We start from the raw sequence: 19,371 nt of genomic DNA, 5'->3' as shown, positions 1-19,371 counted from the left end.
TCAGGTCAGACCCTGAACCTGCAAACGCCTGTCGATACGAATCTCTTCAGGCGTCAGTTGCACGCCATAGGCCAGCACCTCGACGCCCGCCGCCACGGCTTCACGCAAAGCAGCGGCATAGGCCGGGTCGATTTCCTCTGCCGGACGAACGGCTTCTACACCGGTGAGATTCACGCAATACAGCAGGACGGCCCGCACGCCCTCACGCGCCAGCGCGGCCAACTCTCGCAAATGGCGGGCGCCGCGCTGGGTGACCGCATCGGGAAATGCCGCGACCGGCGACTCATCGAAGCCCAGCGTGACGCTCTTGACCTCAACATAGGCAAAGCCTTCGGGGTATTCGAGACGAAAATCCACCCGGCTTTTTTCCTGCCCGTACGCCACTTCGCGCTTCAGCGCCGTAAAGCCGCTGAGTTCGCTGATCACTCCGGCCCGCAGTGCTTCTTCGACCAGTGTATTGGCACGTCCGGTATTGATGCAGGCAAAGCGTCCCTGAGGCGTTTCGCTGATTTCCCAGGTTCCCGGCAGCTTGCGCTTGGGATCATTGGAACGGCTGAACCAGACTCGCCCGCCGGGCAGCATGCAATTGAGCATCGAGCCGGTATTGGGGCAGTGAATGGTCAGCAGCTCGCCGCTGTCGGTTTCGATATCGGCCAGGAAGCGTTTGTAGCGAAGCAGCAGACGACCTTGCTCAAGTTCAGGAGAAAAACGCATCAGCCTTTCCAGCTCCGCAAGCCACGGGCAATCCGCTCGACGGCCTCTTCAAGCCGGGGCAGGCTTTGGGTGTAGGCGAAACGCACATGATGCCCGGCCTGGAAGCGGCCGAAATCCAGCCCCGGCGTAAAGGCAATGTGTTCGGTTTCCAGGAAGTGCCGACAGAAATCAAAGGCATCACCGCCAAAGGCACTGATGTCGGCATACAGATAGAACGCCCCTTCGGGCTCGACGGCGATACCGAACCCCAGCTCGCGCAAGGCCGGCAGAAGGAAGTCGCGGCGGCGTCCGAACTCGGCGCGGCGCTGCTCGAAAATCTCGATGGTCTGCGGCTCGAAGCAAGCCAGCGCGGCGTATTGCGCCATGCTCGGCGCGCTGATGTAGAGGTTTTGCGCCAGCTTCTCCAGATCGGCAACCGCGTCGGCAGGTGCCACCAGCCAGCCCAGACGCCAGCCGGTCATGCCGAAATATTTTGAAAAGCTATTGAGGACGAAGGCGTCGTTATCGACTTCCAGCACACTGCTCGCGTCAACGCCGTAAGTCAGGCCGTGATAGATCTCATCCACGACCAGATGCCCATTGCGCGCCTTGAGGGTCTGCGACAGCGCCGCCAGTTCATCCACATGCAGAAGCGTGCCGGTAGGGTTGGCCGGCGATGCAACCAGAGCGCCTACACTGTCCTGATTCCAGTGCCTGGCAACCAGCTCTGGCGTCAACTGGTAGCGCTCCTGCGGCCCGACCGGCACCAGTTGCGCAGCCCCTTCGACCAGACGCAGAAAGTGCCGGTTACACGGATAACCGGGATCGGCCAGCAGCCAGTGCTTGCCGGGATCGACCAGCAGACTGCTGGTCAGTAACAGGGCGCCAGATCCGCCGGGGGTGACGAGAATGCGTTCCGGGTCAATATCCAGTCGATAGCGCCGGGCATAGAAACCGGCGATGGCCTGACGCAACTCCGGCAAACCGCGTGCGGCGGTGTAGCGGGTCTTGCCCGCTGCCAGTGCAGCCTGCCCGGCAGCAACGATCGGTTCGGCAGTGGTGAAATCGGGTTCGCCGATTTCCAGGTGGATGACATCGTGACCCGCCGCCTGCAACTCATTGGCCCGCGCCAATAGCGCCATGACGTGAAAAGGTTCGATGGCGCGACTACGCTCACTGTAAGGCTGGGCCATTTGTCTTCCTTAAATGAAACACGAATCAGAAACATAACGTTCATGAACAGTTCGGCCAGATTCTAACCAACCGTTTGCAGTGCAGTACTTTAAATCATCGAACGGCAGTCTTTGGTAAACCGAACATAAAAAGGCAGGGACAGCTGCGAGCCCCAATGAAAGAAGCGTTTGCGTTACACCCGTCCCGTTCCCGAGAAAAGCGGGACCATCCTCGACAACCGGGAGTAGCGCACTACGATTTGATCTGGTAAGTTCGCCCGCTTGCAGCTGCAGGGCCGACAGGTGTCGGTGATGGAACAATCCTGCGCAATAGATTAGAAGAGTGAGAGGCGGTCCATACATGCCCACCCCAGAAAAGCAACAGAATCATCTAATCAGCGGCTTTGAACCCTACGTTGAAACGGCGGGTGAAGAGTATATGGGCGAGCCCATGCGCGCGCACTTCACCAAGATCCTGAACAAGTGGAAACAGGATCTGATGCAAGAGGTCGACCGCACGGTAGACCACATGAAGGACGAAGCAGCAAACTTTCCCGACCCGGCAGACCGTGCCAGCCAGGAAGAAGAGTTCAGCCTTGAACTACGCGCCCGTGATCGTGAGCGCAAACTGATCAAGAAGATCGACAAGACGCTGCAACTGATCCTCGATGAAGAGTACGGCTGGTGTGAGTCCTGCGGTGTGGAAATCGGCTTGCGCCGACTCGAGGCACGCCCGACCGCCGACCTTTGCATCGACTGCAAGACGCTGGCAGAAATCAAGGAAAAACAGGTCGGCAAGTGACCTGACACCCGCCTTGAACAAAAAGACGCCCCGGCGTCTTTTTTGGTTTCAGGGACATTGTTTTTCGCGAATGAATCGCTGGGGCCATGCCGTTTGATGCTGGGCCTCCTGCACGAACCATTCATTCGAGATACCTGCAACAGGATGCAGCCATGAAAAACCCTGCCTACATCGGCCGCTTTGCACCAACCCCCAGTGGCTATCTGCACTTTGGCTCGCTGGTCGCGGCGCTGGCCTCTTACCTCGATGCGCGCGCAGTCGGCGGGAAATGGCTGATGCGCATGGAAGACCTGGATCCGCCTCGCGAAGTGGCAGGTGCGCAAGCGGCAATTCTCGATACCCTTGAACGCTACGGTTTTGAATGGGATGGCGAACTGGTCCGCCAGAGTCTGCGCCATGATGCCTATGCCGAAATCCTGAATCGCTGGTTCAGCCACGGTCTGGCCTATGCCTGCACCTGCTCGCGCAAACAGCTGGAAGACTTCCAGGGGATCTATCCCGGCTTTTGCCGCAATGCCGGGCATGACACGCAAGACGCCGCAATCCGGATTCGCGTACCAGAGCTGGAATATCGTTTCACCGACCGGGTACAGGGCGCCTTTGCCCAACATCTGGGCCGCGACTCCGGAGATTTCGTCATTCGTCGCCGCGATGGCCTGTATGCCTATCAACTGGCCGTGGTGATCGATGATGCCTGGCAAGGTGTTACCGACATCGTGCGCGGTGCCGACCTGCTGGACTCCACGCCTCGTCAGCTGTATCTCCAGGAACTGCTGGGCCTGCCGCAACCGCGTTACCTGCATGTGCCGCTGATCACCCAGCCCAATGGCCACAAGCTCGGCAAATCCTATCGCTCGCCCCCTCTGGCAGCCGATCAGGCGACCCCGCTGTTGCTGCGGGCATTGCGCGCCCTTGGTCAGGCTCCAGGCCCCGAACTGGCCTATGGCAGTGCACGGGAAGTGCTCGACTGGGGAATCGCACACTGGGATGCGATGGCGATACCACGTACGAGCACAATTGAAGAAGCCCGAATAGACTGAACTAGAGCGGTCGCGTAAAACTCGTGCACAAGTACACTTGCAGGTTGTACGGCATCCGTTACCATGCCGCTCCTTAGTAGGGAGACCCTATGTATATTTACCGGCTGGTCTTGCTTCTGGTGGTAGGCATTTATCTGTTCTCCCCGGCCATCATGGATTGGTGGATCGACGCGACAGGTGCCTGGTATCGCCCTTATATGCTGTGGCTGATCCTGATTGTGGTGACCTTTATTCTGCAGAGCCAGCGAGATGCCGATGAGCTTTAGCCTGACGCAAATGCTGCTGGTCAGCGCCGGGTATCTGTTGGTCCTGTTCGGCGTCGCCTGGATCAGTGAGCGCGGCGTGATCCCGCGCTGGATCATCCGTCACCCGCTGACCTATACCCTGTCGCTGGGCGTCTATGCCAGTGCCTGGGCGTTCTATGGTTCGGTCGGTCTGGCGTATCAATATGGCTATGGTTTTCTGTCCAGCTACCTCGGGGTTTCCGGGGCGTTTCTGCTGGCGCCGGTCCTGCTCTACCCGATCCTCAAGATCACTCGCACCTACCAGCTTTCCTCGCTGGCCGACCTGTTTGCCTTCCGTTTCAGAAGTACCTGGGCTGGCGCACTGACCACGGTTTTCATGCTGATTGGCGTTCTCCCGCTACTGGCCTTGCAGATACAGGCCGTTGCCGACTCCATCAGCATCCTGACCCGCGAGCCGGTACAGGATCGGGTCGCGGTAGCCTTCTGTGCGCTGATCACCCTGTTCACCATCTTTTTCGGCTCGCGGCATATCGCGACCCGGGAGAAGCATGAAGGGCTGGTGTTCGCGGTCGCTTTCGAGTCGCTCATCAAACTGATCGCGCTCGGTGGTGTTGGGCTGTATGCCTTGTATGGCGTATTCGACGGCCCGCAAAACCTCGAACTTTGGCTGCTGCAGAACCAGACCGCTCTCGCCTCGCTGCATACCCCGTTGCAGGAAGGCCCCTGGCGCACCTTGCTGCTGGTGTTTTTCGCCTCGGCCATCGTGATGCCGCACATGTATCACATGACCTTCACCGAGAACCTCAGCCCGCGCGCGCTGGTCAGCGCCAGTTGGGGGCTGCCGCTGTTCCTGCTGCTGATCAGTCTGGCGGTGCCGCTGATCCTGTGGGCCGGACTCAAGCTGGGCGCGACCACCAGCCCTGAATATTTCACCCTGGGCATCGGCATCGCCGCCAACAGCAAGGCCCTGGCCCTGCTGGCCTATGTGGGCGGGCTGGCCGCCGCCAGCGGGTTGATCATCGTCACCACCCTGGCGTTGTCGGGCATGGCGCTCAACCATCTGGTGCTGCCGCTTTACCAGCCGCCCGCCGAGGGCAATATCTATCGCTGGCTGAAATGGACCCGCCGCGGCCTGATCGTCGCGATCATCACTGCCGGCTATTGCTTCTACCTGATGCTCGGCGCCCAGCAGGATCTGGCCAATCTGGGCATCGTCGCCTTTGTCGCGACCCTGCAATTCCTGCCCGGCGTGCTGTCGGTACTGTATTGGCCAACCGCCAACCGACGCGGTTTCATCGCCGGGCTGCTGGCCGGAACGGCGGTATGGGTCATTGGCATGCTGTTGCCGCTGATCGGCAACCTGCAAGGCTTCTATATTCCGCTGCTGAACATGATCTACGTGCTGGACGACACAAGCTGGCACATGGCGGCAATTGCCTCGCTGGCCGCCAACGTGCTGTTGTTCACCCTGATTTCCCTGTTCACCAATGCCAGCCCCGAAGAAGTCAGCGCCGCCGAGGCCTGCGCCGTCGACAATGTCCGCCGTCCACAACGCCGCGAACTATATGCCGTCTCGCCACAGGAGTTCGCCACGCAACTGGCCAAGCCGCTGGGCGCCAAGGCTGCGCAGAAAGAAGTCGAGCAGGCGCTGCGCGATCTGTACCTGCCTTTTGACGAGCGCCGGCCTTATGCCCTGCGCCGCTTGCGGGACCGTATCGAAGCCAACCTGTCCGGCCTGATGGGACCGAGCGTGGCTCAGGACATGGTGGAAACCTTCCTGCCGTACAAGTCCGGCAACGAGAAATATGTCACCGAGGACATCCATTTCATCGAGAGTCGCCTGGAAGATTATCACTCGCGCCTGACCGGCCTTGCCGCCGAACTCGATGCCTTGCGCCGCTATCACCGCCAGACTCTTCAGGAACTGCCGATGGGGGTATGTTCGCTGGCCAAGGATCAGGAAATCCTGATGTGGAACCGGGCCATGGAAGAGCTGACCGGCATTGCCGCGCAGCGCGTGGTGGGCTCGCGCCTGGAAACCATTACCGAGCCGTGGAAAGGTTTGCTGACCGGCTTCATCAATGTGCCGGATGAACACTTGCACAAACAGAAACTCGGCCTCGACGGACAGACCCGCTGGCTCAACCTGCACAAGGCGGCCATCGATGAACCGCTGGCGCCCGGCAGCAGTGGTCTGGTGTTGCTGGTCGAAGACCTGACCGACACGCAGATGCTGGAAGACAAACTGGTCCACTCGGAACGACTGGCCAGTATCGGACGCCTGGCGGCCGGCGTTGCCCACGAGATCGGCAACCCGATCACCGGCATCGCCTGCCTGGCCCAGAACCTGCGCGAAGAGCGTGAGGAAGATGGTGAAATCCGCGAAATCAGCAGCCAGATTCTCGAACAGACCAAACGTGTCTCGCGCATCGTGCAATCCTTGATGAGCTTCGCGCATGCCGGCGCTCATCAGCATAACGACGAAGCCGTCTGTCTGGCCGAAGTCGCACAGGATGCCATTGGTCTGCTCGCGCTCAACCGGCGCAATTTTGAAGTCCAGTTCTATAACCTGTGCAACCCGCGACACAAGGTCGATGGCGACCCGCAGCGGCTCGCACAAGTGTTGATCAATCTGCTCTCCAATGCCCGCGACGCCTCGCCGTCGGGCGGGGCGGTCAGGGTCAAGAGCGAAGCATCCGAACACACTGTGGATCTGATCGTCGAAGACGAAGGCAGTGGAATTCCAAAGGCAATCATGGATCGATTGTTTGAACCATTCTTCACGACCAAGGAGCCGGGGGAAGGAACCGGACTAGGTCTTGCACTGGTCTATTCCATCGTTGAAGAGCATTATGGACAAATCACCATCGACAGCCCGGCCGATCCGGAGCAGCAACGAGGCACCCGTATCAGGGTAACCCTACCGCGCCATGTCGAAGCGACGTCCGCCGTGAACTGAGACCGTCGAGAGAACTGAATCGATGCCGCATATTTTGATCGTCGAAGACGAAACCATTATCCGCTCTGCCCTGCGTCGTCTGCTTGAGCGCAACCAGTACGAAGTCAGCGAAGCAGGTTCGGTACCCGAGGCTCAGGAGCGTTTCAACATCCCCTCGTTCGACCTGATCATCAGCGACCTGCGTTTGCCTGGCGCACCCGGCACCGAACTGATCAAGCTCGGTGAAGGCAAGCCTGTATTGATAATGACCAGCTACGCCAGCCTGCGCTCGGCCGTGGATTCGATGAAAATGGGTGCGGTGGATTACATCGCCAAACCCTTTGACCACGATGAAATGCTCCAGGCCGTCTCGCGCATCCTGCGTGATCGCCAGACCAGTGGCCAGCAGGCCGAACGCAGCACATCCGCCAAGACCGGCGGTGCCGACAAGGGTGCCGCGCCAAACGGTGAAATCGGCATTATCGGCTCCTGCCCGCCGATGCTGGATCTGTACAGCAAGATCCGCAAAGTCGCGCCGACCGATTCCAACGTTCTGGTTCAGGGTGAATCAGGCACCGGCAAGGAACTGGTCGCCCGCGCCCTGCACAACCTTTCGCGCCGCACCAAGGCCCCCATGATTTCCGTGAACTGCGCGGCGATTCCCGAATCGCTGATCGAGTCCGAACTGTTCGGCCATGAAAAAGGCGCGTTCACCGGCGCCAGCGCAGGCCGCGCCGGTCTGGTAGAAGCCGCCGATGGCGGAACCCTGTTTCTCGACGAAATCGGCGAACTGCCTCTGGAAGCCCAGGCCCGGCTCCTGCGGGTATTGCAGGAAGGCGAAATTCGCCGCGTAGGCTCCGTGCAGTCGCAAAAGGTCGATGTCCGCCTGATCGCCGCCACGCACCGGGACCTCAAGACCCTGGCCAAGAATGGCGAGTTCCGCGAAGACCTTTATTACCGCCTGCACGTGATTGCACTGAAATTGCCTGCACTACGCGAGCGCGGAAGCGACGTGCTCGAAATCGCCCGTGCATTTCTGGTACGCCAGAGCGCCAAGGCGGGCCGCAACGACCTGACGTTTGCCCCGGATGCGGAACAAGCAATCCGTCATTACAGTTGGCCAGGTAACGTACGGGAACTGGAAAACGCCGTGGAGCGCTCGGTGATCCTGTGCGAGAGCCCGGAAATCTCTGCCGACCTGCTGGGTATCGATATCGAGCTGGACGGTCTGGACGATGACGAGTACATGGGCCTGGCGCCGCTGAGCAATAACGCGACCTCGACCAACAACGAGCCGGCCGAAGACTTGTCGCTGGAAGACTACTTCCAGCATTTCGTACTGGAGCATCAGGATCACATGACCGAAACCGAACTGGCGCGCAAGCTGGGCGTCAGTCGCAAATGTCTGTGGGAACGTCGTCAGCGCCTGGGCATTCCACGTCGCAAGGGTGTCGCCAGCGAAACCTGAGAAGGCTCTGGCCCGCGTTACGCAGGCCAGCTGACAAAACTGTTACCTCAGTGCTTCCACGTAACAAAAGCCGGGTCTTACGGTAACGAAGTCCCGGTTTTTTTATACCCGCCGCAAAAGCCTTCTCCCCGCAAAGCCCCGGTTTTACTGGACTTTGAAAAGTTGGCACACCTTCTGCTATATGCTTAGTACAAGAAAAACAACAAGCAGTACGACACCCATAATAAAAATAAGACGAATCGACTCACGCATAACAAGAACAACACGGCGGAGGCGCAGCTAACTGATTCTTTTGGAGAGGAGTTGTATTTGGGGCTTGCCCCGCAACCAGGCCGAGAATAATAAAAACTACCCTTAGGTAGAGCCTGAACTGGTTGGATCGAATGATCATTGCAACACAGCGACCAAAGCAATCCGTTTGCTCTTGACTCCCGATTGGGAGATTTCACAGGCGAAACCCTGTGAACGGGCACTCAACAAAAACAAGAAGCCCGAACAGACAATAAAAATAAAGAGCACGCACTTTGGGGGAGCTTCGGCTCCCCCAGTAGCTTCCAGAGCTTTTACCCCTCCTTGATGCCAATGCGCAGCTTCCTACACCATCCCTCGACTAAATGCTAGAATCCCCGGCCATCGTGCGGTCATTCTTCGTTTTGGCCGAATATTCCTTCAAACAGTGCATCCCATGCTGAAGAAGCTGTTCCAGTCATTCCGTTCCCCACTGCGTAAACCGCAGCAACACACGCGCACCACGCCTGAAGTGCTCAATGGCAGCCAGCACTCGCTGCAACGCAGCCAATTCAGCCGTCATGCCGTCAATATCGTCGAGCGCCTGCAAAATGCCGGCTACCAGGCTTATCTGGTCGGCGGTTGCGTACGCGACCTGCTGCTCAATATCGAGCCCAAGGATTTCGACGTCGCGACCAGCGCCACCCCTGAACAGGTGCGCGCCGAGTTCCGCAACGCGCGGATCATCGGTCGTCGTTTCAAGCTGGTGCATATCCACTTCGGTCGGGAAATCATCGAAGTTGCGACCTTTCGCGCCAATCATCCTCAGGACGAGGAAGACGAGGACAGCAACCAGTCCTCGCGCAATGAAAGCGGCCGCATCCTGCGCGACAACGTCTATGGCACGCTTGAAGAAGACGCCCAACGCCGGGACTTCACGATCAACGCGCTGTATTACGATCCGGTCAGCGAGCGCATTCTCGATTACGCCAATGGCGTACACGACATCCGCAATCGCCTGATCCGCCTGATTGGCGACCCGGAACAGCGCTATAAAGAAGACCCGGTGCGCATGCTGCGGGCCGTGCGTTTCGCCGCCAAGCTGGATTTCGGCATCGAAAAGCACAGCACCCTGCCGATTCGCCCGCTGGCCCCGATGCTGCGCGATATTCCGTCGGCACGTCTGTTTGAAGAAGTGCTCAAGCTGTTCCTGTCCGGCCATGCCGAACCGACCTTTGAAATGCTGGTGGACCTGGAGCTGTTCGAGCCGCTGTTCCCGGCCAGCTCCAAGGCGCTGGAATACAACCCGACCTATACCCACACCCTGATCAGCCAGGCCTTGATCAATACCGACCTGCGCATCAAGCAGAACAAACCGGTAACCCCGGCCTTCCTGTTCGCCGCCCTGCTCTGGCCGGCATTGCCCGTCAAGGTGCTGCGCCTGCAGGAACGTGGCATGCCGCCGATTGCCGCCATGCAGGAAGCTGCACACGAGCTGATCATCGAGCAATGCCAGCGCATCGCGATCCCCAAGCGCTTCACCATGCCGATCCGCGAGATCTGGGACATGCAGGAACGCCTGCCGCGCCGCTCCGGCAAACGAGCCGACCAGTTGCTCGACAACGCACGCTTCCGTGCCGGTTACGACTTCCTGCTGTTGCGCGAAGCGGCAGGCGAGCAGACCGACGGTCTGGGCGAGTGGTGGACCGATTATCAGGACAGTAACGACAGCGAACGCCGCAACATGATTCGCGACCTGAGCAGCAAGCCCGAAGCAACGGGCACCGGCCCTCGCAAGCGACGTCGCAGCAGCGGCGCCAAACGCAAGCGCTCAGACGCCGAGGCGTCGGGTGAGTAAGCCATCGAGCAACGAACGTGTCTATATCGGCCTGGGCAGCAATCTCGCTGACCCGGCCGAACAACTGCGCCACGCTCTCGACGCTCTGGCGCAATTGCCGCAAAGCCATCTGGCAGGCGTTTCGTCGTTTTATGTCAGCGATTCGCTGCTGCCCGGCCAGCCGCGCTACACCAATGCCGTTGCCGCACTGGACACTGCGCTGACCCCGCTGGCGCTGCTCGACGCCCTGCAAGGCATCGAGCTGGATCAAGGTCGTGAACGCCATGAACGCTGGGGACCACGCACGCTGGACCTGGATATCCTGCTGTTCGGCGAGCGGCTGATCGACGAACCCCGCCTCAAGGTGCCGCACTATCACATGCACGCCCGGCCCTTCGTTCTCTACCCACTGGCAGAACTCGCCCCCGGCCTGGATCTGGCCGACGGACGTACGCTGGAGCAGTTACTGGCCGATTGCCCGTTCAGCGGGCTGGAGCGTTTGTCCGCTCAGGCGTAACGCCAGGGTGTCACCCGTTACGTTACATCTGTAACCGATGAAGAAAACGGGTAACACACGCAATTGACTTCATGCCCCCTCCTCACGAAGATAGGCCTCCCGCCGCCACCCCGTTGGTGAATGGGCGCGAAACAGGCCTTTGCGAAACACCGCGATACGACGGTGTGCCTGCTTTTCCAAGATGAATCGCCGCAGTGTGCACAGCGCCTGATGGAGACTTTGAATGCCTGATATAACTATTACGTCGTTGCTGGCCCTCAAGCACAAAGGTGAAAAAATCACCATGCTGACCTGCTACGACGCAACTTTCGCCCACACTGCCAGCCAGGCAGGTGTCGAAGTGTTGCTGGTAGGCGACTCGCTGGGCATGGTCCTGCAAGGTCATGACAGCACCTTGCCAGTGACTACCGCCGAGATGGCCTACCACGTTGCCTGCGTCAAACGCGGCAATCAAGGCGCGCTGATTCTTGCCGACCTGCCATTCATGGCCAACGCCACACTTGAACAGACCTTCAACAACAGTGCAGCGCTCATGCAGGCTGGCGCACACATGGTCAAGGTCGAAGGGGCCGCATGGCTGGCCGAATCCATCCGCCTGCTCGCCGAGCGCGGGATTCCGGTCTGCGCACACATGGGCCTGACGCCACAAGCGGTGAACGTACTGGGTGGCTACAAGGTTCAGGGCCGCCTGGAAGCCCAGGCCCGCCAGATGCGTGCCGATGCAATTACCCTGGAACAGGCTGGTGCAGCCATGATTCTGCTGGAGTGCGTGCCGAGCGAACTGGCCGAGGAAATCACCCACGCGGTGAAAGTCCCGGTTATCGGCATCGGTGCCGGCAGCGCCACCGACGGCCAGGTACTGGTGATGCATGACATGCTCGGCCTGTCGATCAGCGGCCGCGTCCCCAAGTTCGTGAAGAACTTCATGGCTGGCCAGCCTGATATCCAGTCAGCCATCCAGGCCTACGTCAACGAAGTGAAAAGCGTCAGCTTCCCGGCAACAGAACACGGATTCTCGGCATGAACACAGTAAAAACCGTACTGGAACTGCGCGCAGCCGTTGCGCGCGCCCGCAGCGAAGGTAAACGGATCGGCTTGACGCCCACGATGGGCAATCTGCACAGCGGGCACGCCGCACTGGTTACCCGGGCGACCCAGCGGGCCGACTTCGTGGTCGCGAGCATTTTCGTCAACCCGCTGCAGTTCGGTCCCAACGAAGACCTGGCGAGCTACCCGCGCACGCTGGCCGCCGACCAGGAAAAACTCCTGGAAGCCGGCTGCAATCTGCTGTTCACACCCAGCGTCGAGGAAATGTATCCCCACGGCATGGCCGATCAGACCCTGGTCAGCGTCCCGCACCTGTCCGAAGGACTGTGCGGCGCCAGCCGGCCCGGGCATTTCGACGGTGTCGCCACTGTCGTCAGCAAGCTGTTCAACATGGTGCAGCCTGACCTGGCCGTATTTGGCGAAAAGGATTTTCAGCAACTGGCGGTGATCCGGGCACTGGTCCGCGACCTGAACATGCCGATCCAGATCATTGGCGAGCCGACCGTGCGTGCGGCCGATGGCCTGGCGCTGTCGTCGCGCAACGGTTACCTGAGCACAGAGCAACGCGCCCAGGCGCCTGCGCTGTATCGGGTCCTCAGCATTATCGGCGAAGGCATTCGCAGCAACGAAGATATCCACAGCCTGATCGCCATCGGCAAGAAAACCCTGGAAGCCGAAGGTTTCCGTATCGACTACCTGGAAGTGCGCGAAGCCACCAGCCTGCGCCCTGCAACTGCCGAAGACCGTGATCTGGTCATTCTGGTTGCCGCCTTCCTGGGCAAGACCCGCCTGATCGACAATCTGCACCTGACCAAGGAATAACAACAAGATGCACACCGTGATGCTCAAAGCCAAACTGCACCGTGCCGAAGTCACCCACGCCGTGCTCGACTACGAAGGCTCATGCGCCATCGATGGCGAGTGGCTGGACCTGTCCGGCATTCGCGAATACGAGCAGATCCAGATCTACAACATCGACAATGGCGAGCGCTTCACCACCTACGCCATTCGCGGCGAAGAAGGTTCGCGGATGATTTCGGTCAATGGGGCCGCCGCCCACAAGGCGAAAGTCGGCGACCGCGTGATCATCTGCGCCTATGCTCACTACTCCGAAGCCGAGCTGGCCAATTTCAAGCCACGCATGCTCTATATGGCGCCGGGCAATGAACTAAGCCACACCAGCAATGCCATACCGGTACAGGTTGCCTGAGCAATCCATACAGCACACCGCTAACCCGGCCACCTACAGACTGTGTGAAATAGTACCGGGACCTGGTCAGACAAAGCGCAGACAAACAGGCATGCGGAGGGTAGTCTCCTCCGTTATGTTGCCGAGCATTCGAGTTTGCGACCTGGCTTTCAACCTCCAAAGGCCGTTCAAGTTATAAGGAAACCCGCAGCGATGGCGTACTACCGCACTCCTTCTGATGTGACCGCCCTGCCCGCCTGGCAGGCGCTGAGTCAACACCGCCAAGCCATGCAGGATTTCAGCATGCGCGAAGCGTTCAACGCAGACCCGCAACGCTTCAGCCAATTCACCCTCAGCAGTTGCGGTCTGTTTCTCGACTACTCGAAAAACCTGATTACCGGCGAAACCCAGGACCTGTTGGTCAACCTGGCCAATGAAGTCGGCCTCAAGGAAGCGATCAAGGCGCAATACGACGGCGAACTGGTCAACTCTTCCGAAGGCCGTCCGGCGCTGCACACCGCGCTACGCCGTCCGGTGGGCGACAAGTTGCAGGTCAATGGCGTCAACGTGATGCCGGAAGTCCACAAGGTCCTCAACCAGATCACCGAGCTGGTCGGACGCATCCACGATGGCTTGTGGCGTGGCTATACCGAGAAGCCGATCACCGACGTGGTGAACATCGGTATCGGTGGCTCGTTCCTCGGTCCTGAACTGGTCTCCGAGGCACTGCTGTCGTACGCCCATAAAGGCGTGCGCTGCCATTACCTGGCCAATATCGACGGCAGTGAATTCCATGAACTGTCGATGAAGATTCGCGCCGAAACCACGCTGTTCATCGTTTCGTCGAAGTCCTTCAACACCCTGGAAACCCTGAAGAACGCCCAGGCGGCACGTGCCTGGTATCTGGCTCAGGGCGGTTCCGAGGCCGAGCTGTATCGGCACTTCATCGCGGTATCGAGCAACAACGCTGCGGCGGTGGCCTTCGGTATCCGTGAAGAGAACATCTTCCCGATGTGGGACTGGGTTGGCGGTCGTTACTCGCTGTGGTCGGCCATTGGCCTGCCGATCGCGCTGGCCATCGGCATGTCCAACTTCAAGGAACTGCTGTCCGGTGCCTACACCATGGACCAGCACTTCCAGAGCGCGCCGTTTGAAAAGAACATGCCGGTGCTGCTGGCCTTGCTCGGCGTCTGGTATGGCAACTTCTGGGGCTCGCAGAGCCACGCAATCCTGCCTTACGACCATTACCTGCGCAACATCACCAAGCACTTGCAGCAACTGGACATGGAATCCAACGGCAAGAGCGTGCGTCAGGACGGTACACCGGTTTCCACCGATACCGGCCCGGTGATCTGGGGTGGCGTAGGTTGCAACGGTCAGCACGCTTACCACCAGTTGCTGCATCAAGGCACACAACTGATCCCGGCTGACTTCATCGTGCCGATCGTCAGCTTCAACCCGGTTTCCGACCATCATCAGTGGCTGTACGCCAACTGCCTGTCGCAAAGCCAGGCACTGATGCTGGGCAAGACCCGCGCCGAAGCAGAAGCCGAGTTGCGTGAAGCTGGCCTGCCGGAAGACAAGGTGCAGCAGATTGCTCCGCACAAGGTGATTCCGGGTAACCGCCCGAGCAACACGCTGGTCGTCGAACGCATCAGCCCGCGCCGCCTGGGTGCCCTGGTGGCAATGTACGAACACAAGGTCTTCGTACAGAGCGTGATCTGGGGCATCAACGCCTTCGATCAATGGGGCGTGGAACTGGGCAAGGAGCTGGGCAAGGGCGTCTATCAGCGCCTGACCGGCGGCAACGAAGAGCCTGCCGAAGATGCTTCGACCCAAGGCCTGATCAACTACTTCCGCGGCCGTCATCGCGGCTGACAGTAAGTACTGCCTTCGCGAATGAGTTGGCTCCCACACTGTGGGAGCCAACTCATTCGTGAAAACCCGATTGAACCCAGCTTTCCCTCCCCGGCTCCTATTCTGTAACAGCACAGGAATAAGGAAGCCGTCATGTTCGATATCCGCGCATTCCCCAAAGCCGACGCCGTACGCCAATCCGCGCAGTTGAGCCAGGCCGACTACCAACGTCTGTACCAACTGTCAGTGGATAACCCGGATCAGTTCTGGGCAGAACAGGCGACGGCCTTTCTCGACTGGTCAGCCCCGTGGGACGAAGTGCACAGCTCAGACCTGAGCACCGGTCAGGCAAGCTGGTTCAAGGGTGGCAAGCTCAATGTCAGCTACAACTGCATCGACCGGCACTTGCAGGATCGGGGCGATCAGATCGCATTGATCTGGGAAGGCGACAATCCGAGCGAATCAGCCGAAGTCACCTACAGAAAACTGCATCACAACGTTTCCCGACTGGCCAATGTCTTGAAGATCCGCGGCGTCAAAAAAGGCGACCGGGTCTGTATCTACATGCCGATGATTCCCGAAGCGGCCTACGCCATGCTCGCCTGTACACGCATCGGTGCCGTGCATTCGGTGGTGTTCGGCGGCTTTTCTCCGGACGCCCTGCGCGACCGGATTCTCGACTCCGACTGCCACACAGTCATCACCGCCGATGAGGGCGTGCGCGGCGGCAAGTACATCCCGATGAAACACAATGTCGACCTGGCCCTGCAAAGCTGCCCGAACGTGAATACGGTACTGGTGGTGGAGCGTACCCAGGGCGAGATCAACTGGGTCAAGGGCCGTGACCTCTGGTATCACGAGGCGCTGCACGGCATCAGCGATGACTGCCCGCCCGAAGCCATGGACGCCGAAGACCCGCTATTCATTCTGTATACCTCCGGCAGCACCGGCAAACCCAAGGGCGTGATGCATACCACCGGCGGCTATCTGCTGCAGGCAGCCATGACCCACAAGCAGGTGTTCGATTATCGCGATGGCGAGATCTTCTGGTGCACCGCGGACGTAGGCTGGATCACCGGGCACAGTTACATCGTCTATGGTCCGCTGGCCAATGGCGCCACCACGCTGATGTTCGAGGGAGTTCCCAATTATCCGGATGCGTCGCGCTTCTGGCGGGTCATCGACAAGCATCAGGTCAATATCTTCTACACCGCGCCCACCGCCTTGCGGGCCTTGATGCGTGAAGGTCCCAAGCCACTGCAAGGCACGTCGCGGGAAAGCCTGCGTCTGCTGGGCAGTGTCGGTGAGCCGATCAATCCGCAGGCCTGGGAATGGTATTTCCATCAGGTCGGCAAAGAACGCTGCCCTATCGTCGATACCTGGTGGCAGACCGAAACCGGCGGCATCATGCTCACTCCGCTGATCAGCGCCAGCCAGGTCAAACCCGGCTGTGCTACGCAACCACTGTTCGGTGTACAACCGGTTTTGCTCGATGAGCAAGGCAAGGAAATTGTCGGGCCGGGCAGCGGACTGCTGGCGATCAAGGCCAGTTGGCCGGGACAGATCCGCAGCGTGTACGGTGATCCGCAGCGCATGATCGATACCTACTTCAAACCGTATGCCGGGTATTACTTCACGGGCGATGGGGCGCGTCGCGACGAAGATGGCGATTACTGGATCACCGGCCGGGTCGACGATGTGATCAATGTGTCGGGACACCGGATCGGCACTGCCGAAGTCGAGAGCGCACTGGTGTTGCACGACAAGATCGCCGAGGCCGCAGTGGTAGGTTATCCCCATGACGTCAAAGGCATGGGAATCTATGCCTTTGTCACCCTGATCAATGAGATCGAACCCGGCGAAGCCTTGAAGAGCGAAATCCTGGCTCATGTCAGCAAGGAGATCGGCAGTTTTGCCAAACCCGACCTGATCCAGTGGGCGCCTGCACTGCCCAAGACCCGCTCGGGCAAGATCATGCGGCGCATCCTGCGCAAGATCGCCAGCAACGAACTCGCCAACCTGGGCGACACCTCGACCCTGGCCGACCCTGGAGTTGTGGATAACCTGATCGACAAACGCTTGAATCGGTGAGGCAAGCGAGGCATGGTCTGCATGCCCGCAGTAGCCAACCGAGAGCACATGGAATTCATTCGTCGTCGTATCGAAACCCAGGTCATGAGCCTGACCGGATTGTCACTGGGCCAACTGGATCTGGAAAACCCCAAGGGCGACCCTGGCCTGTTCGGCCCGCAGGCGGTGTGTTGGCGGGTGCATGGCGACTTTACCAGCATGCTGATCGGCGGCATCAGCGCCCTGATGCTGCAAGTGCTGCACCCGCTGGCACTCTCCGGGGTCTGGGACCACTCAAGCTTTCGACAAGACATGCTCGGTCGGCTGCGGCGTACCGGACAGTTTCTGGCCGGTACCACCTTCGGCGCGACCCGCGATGCCAACTGGCTGATCGAAAAGGTCCGCACCATCCACCTGCAAGTGACCGGGACCGCGCCTGACGGCCGGCCTTACGCCGCCAGCGACCCGCAACTGCTGACCTGGGTGCATGTGGCGGAAGTCAGCAGCTTTCTCGCGGCGCACTTGCGCTACCTCGATCCGGGCATGTCACTGGTCGATCAGGACGCTTACTACGCGGAAACGGCACTCATCGCCGAACGCCTGGGCGCCGAAGATGTACCGCGCTCACGTCAGGCAATCGCCGACTACCTGCACAACATCCGCAGCCAACTGCTGTGTGACGAACGCAGCCGTGAAGTGGTGCGCCTGCTGCTCAACGAACCGGCGCCGAACTGGCTGGTCAAGCCATTCGGCTCCTTGATGATGCAGGCGGGCATCGACCTGCTGCCACTCTGGGCCAGCGAAATGCTCGATGTCGAACAAGGTCCGCTGCGACGCAAGATGATTCATGCCGGCGTCAACTGCAGTGCGCCGATCCTGCGCTGGGCCGTGCGCAACGGCTCCATTCATCGGGCACAACGACGAATGAGCTGTGGATAAGATGACCGCCGGGTTCCCGGTTGGAATCCGGCTTTGGATATGTGCCAACATGAGTCGATTGATCACCTCGAGCCGCCACCCGGTTCCGCCCCAATAACAATGAGGATCAGCACCATGCAAGACGTCGTTATCGTTGCCGCCACCCGGACTGCCGTGGGCAGTTTCCAGGGCTCACTGGCCACTATTCCCGCTGTGGAGCTGGGCGCGGCCGTTATCCGCCAGTTGCTCACCCAGACCGGTGTCGATGGCGGGCAGATCGACGAAGTCATCATGGGCCAGGTGCTGACCGCTGGCGCAGGCCAGAATCCGGCGCGTCAGGCTGCGATCAAGGCCGGGCTGCCGTTTGCCGTGCCCGCCATGACCCTGAACAAGGTCTGCGGCTCAGGCCTCAAGGCCCTGCATCTGGCAACCCAGGCAATCCGCTGCGGTGACGCCGAGATCATCATCGCTGGCGGCCAGGAAAACATGAGCCTGTCCAATTATGTGATGCCCGGCGCCCGTACCGGTCTGCGCATGGGCCACGCTTCGCTGGTCGACACCATGATCAGCGATGGCCTTTGGGATGCGTTCAACGACTATCACATGGGTATCACCGCCGAAAACCTCGCCGAGAAGTACGAGATCAGCCGTCAGGCACAGGATGAGTTCGCCGCCACGTCGCAACAGCATGCAGTAGCGGCCATCAAGGCCGGACGTTTCGCCGATGAAATCACCCCGATCTTGATCCCGCAGCGCAAAGGCGATCCACTGCGCTTCGATACCGACGAACAACCGCGGGCCGGCACCACCGCCGAGTCGCTGGGCAAGCTCAAGGCAGCCTTCAAGAAAGACGGCACGGTCACCGCAGGCAACGCTTCATCGATCAACGATGGTGCCGCCGCCGTGATGCTGATGAGCGCTGCCAAGGCCGAGCAACTGGGCTTGCCAGTGCTGGCGCGCATCGCCGCCTACGCCAATGCCGGTGTAGACCCGGCGATCATGGGCATCGGCCCGGTCAGCGCGACCCGCCGCTGCCTGGACAAGGCTAGCTGGACACTGGAAGAACTGGACCTGATCGAAGCCAACGAGGCGTTTGCCGCCCAGTCGCTGTCGGTTGCCAAGGAACTTGGGCTGAATCTGGACAAGGTCAACGTCAATGGCGGTGCCATCGCCCTGGGTCATCCGATTGGCGCTTCGGGTTGCCGGGTTCTGGTCACACTGCTGCATGAAATGATCAGGCGCGACGCAAGAAAAGGTCTGGCCACATTGTGCATTGGTGGCGGTCAAGGCGTGGCGCTGGCCCTGGCTCGTTGATCGATAACGTTTGAATGATCGTTCCCGGTTCGCCGA

At 59.9% G+C, this 19,371-nt stretch carries 16 protein-coding genes; 14 read left to right on the top strand and 2 right to left on the bottom strand.

All coding sequences use genetic code 11. The annotated features are described in order from the left end of the window. Both sfsA and ALQ04_RS17320 read right to left on the bottom strand, forming a co-directional pair. Positions 1-714, bottom strand: a complete 714-nt coding sequence (gene sfsA / locus ALQ04_RS17325) for a DNA/RNA nuclease SfsA (RefSeq protein ID WP_122316973.1) — start codon at positions 712-714, stop codon at positions 1-3. Next, positions 714-1,886, bottom strand: coding sequence for a pyridoxal phosphate-dependent aminotransferase (locus ALQ04_RS17320; protein WP_122316972.1), 1,173 nt, complete (start codon positions 1,884-1,886; stop codon positions 714-716). The genes sfsA and ALQ04_RS17320 overlap by 1 nt, the downstream gene beginning before the upstream one ends. 340 nt (positions 1,887-2,226) lie before the next feature. On the opposite strand from ALQ04_RS17320, the gene dksA reads away from it, so the two are divergent. From dksA to ALQ04_RS17250, 14 genes are all read left to right on the top strand, one after another. Further along, positions 2,227-2,667, top strand: coding sequence for an RNA polymerase-binding protein DksA (gene dksA / locus ALQ04_RS17315; protein WP_122316971.1), 441 nt, complete (start codon positions 2,227-2,229; stop codon positions 2,665-2,667). Positions 2,668-2,819: 152 nt separating this feature from the next. Beyond that, positions 2,820-3,707, top strand: a complete 888-nt coding sequence (gene gluQRS, locus ALQ04_RS17310; RefSeq protein WP_122316970.1) for a tRNA glutamyl-Q(34) synthetase GluQRS — start codon at positions 2,820-2,822, stop codon at positions 3,705-3,707. Positions 3,708-3,796: 89 nt separating this feature from the next. Then, positions 3,797-3,973: a hypothetical protein gene (locus ALQ04_RS17305; protein ID WP_002552060.1), complete on the top strand. Its 177-nt coding sequence runs from the start codon at positions 3,797-3,799 to the stop codon at positions 3,971-3,973. After that, complete coding sequence (locus ALQ04_RS17300) at positions 3,957-6,911, top strand: sensor histidine kinase (protein ID WP_122316969.1); 2,955 nt, start codon at positions 3,957-3,959, stop codon at positions 6,909-6,911. The genes ALQ04_RS17305 and ALQ04_RS17300 overlap by 17 nt, the downstream gene beginning before the upstream one ends. A gap of 22 nt (positions 6,912-6,933) precedes the next feature. Next, a complete protein-coding gene (locus ALQ04_RS17295; protein WP_122316968.1) occupies positions 6,934-8,358 on the top strand; it encodes a sigma-54 dependent transcriptional regulator in 1,425 nt (474 codons plus the stop codon). A 685-nt stretch (positions 8,359-9,043) separates the two neighbouring features. Next, positions 9,044-10,444 carry a polynucleotide adenylyltransferase PcnB gene (locus ALQ04_RS17290; protein ID WP_122316967.1) on the top strand — a complete coding sequence of 467 codons (1,401 nt, stop codon included), beginning with the start codon at positions 9,044-9,046 and terminating at the stop codon, positions 10,442-10,444. After that, entirely contained in the window at positions 10,437-10,940 is a 504-nt protein-coding gene (gene folK / locus ALQ04_RS17285; RefSeq protein WP_122316966.1) for a 2-amino-4-hydroxy-6-hydroxymethyldihydropteridine diphosphokinase, read from the top strand. Before ALQ04_RS17290 ends, folK begins: the two co-directional genes overlap by 8 nt. A 223-nt stretch (positions 10,941-11,163) precedes the next feature. Continuing rightward, a complete protein-coding gene (gene panB / locus ALQ04_RS17280; RefSeq protein ID WP_122316965.1) occupies positions 11,164-11,964 on the top strand; it encodes a 3-methyl-2-oxobutanoate hydroxymethyltransferase in 801 nt (266 codons plus the stop codon). After that, positions 11,961-12,809, top strand: a complete 849-nt coding sequence (gene panC / locus ALQ04_RS17275; protein WP_122316964.1) for a pantoate--beta-alanine ligase — start codon at positions 11,961-11,963, stop codon at positions 12,807-12,809. The genes panB and panC overlap by 4 nt, the downstream gene beginning before the upstream one ends. A gap of 7 nt (positions 12,810-12,816) precedes the next feature. Further along, positions 12,817-13,197, top strand: a complete 381-nt coding sequence (gene panD, locus ALQ04_RS17270) for an aspartate 1-decarboxylase (RefSeq protein WP_122316963.1) — start codon at positions 12,817-12,819, stop codon at positions 13,195-13,197. Positions 13,198-13,389: 192 nt separating this feature from the next. Beyond that, on the top strand, positions 13,390-15,054 hold the full coding sequence (gene pgi, locus ALQ04_RS17265) for a glucose-6-phosphate isomerase (protein WP_122316962.1): 1,665 nt from the start codon (positions 13,390-13,392) through the stop codon (positions 15,052-15,054). Between the two features lie 132 nt (positions 15,055-15,186). Next, entirely contained in the window at positions 15,187-17,124 is a 1,938-nt protein-coding gene (acs, locus tag ALQ04_RS17260) for an acetate--CoA ligase (protein WP_122316961.1), read from the top strand. Between the two features lie 48 nt (positions 17,125-17,172). Continuing rightward, positions 17,173-18,042: an oxygenase MpaB family protein gene (locus ALQ04_RS17255; RefSeq protein WP_122316960.1), complete on the top strand. Its 870-nt coding sequence runs from the start codon at positions 17,173-17,175 to the stop codon at positions 18,040-18,042. 114 nt (positions 18,043-18,156) lie between these two features. Beyond that, on the top strand, positions 18,157-19,335 hold the full coding sequence (locus ALQ04_RS17250; RefSeq protein WP_122316959.1) for an acetyl-CoA C-acetyltransferase: 1,179 nt from the start codon (positions 18,157-18,159) through the stop codon (positions 19,333-19,335). Positions 19,336-19,371 lie beyond the last annotated feature (36 nt).

The organism is Pseudomonas cichorii, assembly GCF_003700275.1.
Classification (GTDB): Bacteria; Pseudomonadota; Gammaproteobacteria; order Pseudomonadales; family Pseudomonadaceae; genus Aquipseudomonas; species Aquipseudomonas cichorii_B.
This window is presented reverse-complemented; position numbering and strand designations above follow the sequence as displayed.

Coding starts and splice junctions, on each gene's coding strand:
- ALQ04_RS17255 (WP_122316960.1), top strand. CDS start 17,173: ATGGAATTCATTCGTCGTCGTATCGAAACCCAGGTCATGAGCCTGACC.
- gluQRS (WP_122316970.1), top strand. CDS start 2,820: ATGAAAAACCCTGCCTACATCGGCCGCTTTGCACCAACCCCCAGTGGC.
- panD (WP_122316963.1), top strand. CDS start 12,817: ATGCACACCGTGATGCTCAAAGCCAAACTGCACCGTGCCGAAGTCACC.
- ALQ04_RS17320 (WP_122316972.1), bottom strand. CDS start 1,886: ATGGCCCAGCCTTACAGTGAGCGTAGTCGCGCCATCGAACCTTTTCAC.
- panB (WP_122316965.1), top strand. CDS start 11,164: ATGCCTGATATAACTATTACGTCGTTGCTGGCCCTCAAGCACAAAGGT.
- ALQ04_RS17250 (WP_122316959.1), top strand. CDS start 18,157: ATGCAAGACGTCGTTATCGTTGCCGCCACCCGGACTGCCGTGGGCAGT.
- dksA (WP_122316971.1), top strand. CDS start 2,227: ATGCCCACCCCAGAAAAGCAACAGAATCATCTAATCAGCGGCTTTGAA.
- pgi (WP_122316962.1), top strand. CDS start 13,390: ATGGCGTACTACCGCACTCCTTCTGATGTGACCGCCCTGCCCGCCTGG.
- sfsA (WP_122316973.1), bottom strand. CDS start 714: ATGCGTTTTTCTCCTGAACTTGAGCAAGGTCGTCTGCTGCTTCGCTAC.
- ALQ04_RS17305 (WP_002552060.1), top strand. CDS start 3,797: ATGTATATTTACCGGCTGGTCTTGCTTCTGGTGGTAGGCATTTATCTG.
- ALQ04_RS17300 (WP_122316969.1), top strand. CDS start 3,957: ATGCCGATGAGCTTTAGCCTGACGCAAATGCTGCTGGTCAGCGCCGGG.
- ALQ04_RS17290 (WP_122316967.1), top strand. CDS start 9,044: ATGCTGAAGAAGCTGTTCCAGTCATTCCGTTCCCCACTGCGTAAACCG.
- acs (WP_122316961.1), top strand. CDS start 15,187: ATGTTCGATATCCGCGCATTCCCCAAAGCCGACGCCGTACGCCAATCC.
- ALQ04_RS17295 (WP_122316968.1), top strand. CDS start 6,934: ATGCCGCATATTTTGATCGTCGAAGACGAAACCATTATCCGCTCTGCC.
- panC (WP_122316964.1), top strand. CDS start 11,961: ATGAACACAGTAAAAACCGTACTGGAACTGCGCGCAGCCGTTGCGCGC.